At 59.9% G+C, this 1,062-nt stretch carries 2 protein-coding genes; both read right to left on the bottom strand.

The window, feature by feature from the left end:
* On the bottom strand, positions 1–325 hold a 325-nt coding region (locus KB554_RS13210), incomplete at its 3' end, for a dTDP-4-dehydrorhamnose 3,5-epimerase family protein (RefSeq protein WP_211036503.1).
* Between the two features lie 15 nt (positions 326–340).
* Positions 341–1,062: sugar phosphate nucleotidyltransferase (locus KB554_RS13205; RefSeq protein ID WP_211036502.1), on the bottom strand; the 722-nt coding region annotated here is incomplete at its 5' end.

Below are 1,062 nucleotides of genomic sequence, written 5' to 3'. Positions count from 1 at the left end.
GAAGGTGGTTATCCTCCGTAAGCTCCACGGCGACATGACGCCCGTAGGTCGGACTCCCCCGGCGGATGTCCACCGCGACGTCCAACACCGCTCCGCGCACGCACCGAACCAGCTTCGACTGAGCATGAGGGGGACGCTGGAAATGAAGTCCCCGCAGCACCCCGCAGGTCGAGCGTGACTCGTTGTCCTGGACGAAATCCACCGCACGAACCTTCTCGCTGAAATCCCGCGCAGAGAAACTCTCGAAAAAGTATCCCCGCGCGTCCCGGAAAAGGCGCGGCTCGACGATGACCACGCCTTCGATGGATGTCTGTATGATATTCATGGTGTATTCTGCGAATTAAAGGTTCGCATCGCCCGTGCGTTCGACTTCCCCGATGACTTTCAGCAGGTACTGTCCGTACTGGTTCTTGAGCATCGGCGCAGCCACCTCGCGCAGCTTCTCCGCCGTGATCCAGCCCTGACGGTAGGCGATGCCCTCCAGGCAGGCGATCTTCAGACCCTGGCGCTTCTCGATAACCTCGATGAACGTCGAGGCTTCGCTCAGCGAGTCGTGCGTACCCGTGTCCAGCCACGCGAAACCCCGTCCCAAGGTCTGCACCTTTAACTTGCCGTCCGAAAGAAAACGCTGGTTCACGCTCGTGATCTCCAACTCCCCGCGTGACGAAGGCCTGATGCTTTTGGCCACTTCCACGACCTTGTTCGGATAGAAATAGAGGCCCACCACCGCGTAGTTCGATTTCGGATGCTGCGGCTTCTCCTCGATCGAAAGGCAATTCCCCGATTTATCGAATTCTGCAACTCCATAACGCTCCGGATCGTCCACCCAGTAACCGAACACCGTGGCGTTGCCATCCTCCTCGGCCGTGCGGACCGCCTCCCGAAGCATGCCAGAGAAGCCTGCGCCGTGGAAGATGTTGTCGCCCAGAACGAGACACACCGAGTCTTCGCCGATGAATTCCTCGCCGATCAAAAATGCCTGGGCCAGGCCGTCCGGGGACGGCTGTTCCGCGTACTCCAGGCGGATTCCATAATCCGAGCCGTCGCCAAGCAGGCGACGGA

The organism is Alistipes sp. Marseille-P2263, assembly GCF_018101075.1.
In the GTDB taxonomy this organism is placed as follows: Bacteria; Bacteroidota; Bacteroidia; order Bacteroidales; family Rikenellaceae; genus Alistipes; species Alistipes dispar.
The sequence above is the reverse complement of the archived record's forward strand: the minus strand, read 5'-3'. Positions and strand labels throughout refer to the sequence as shown.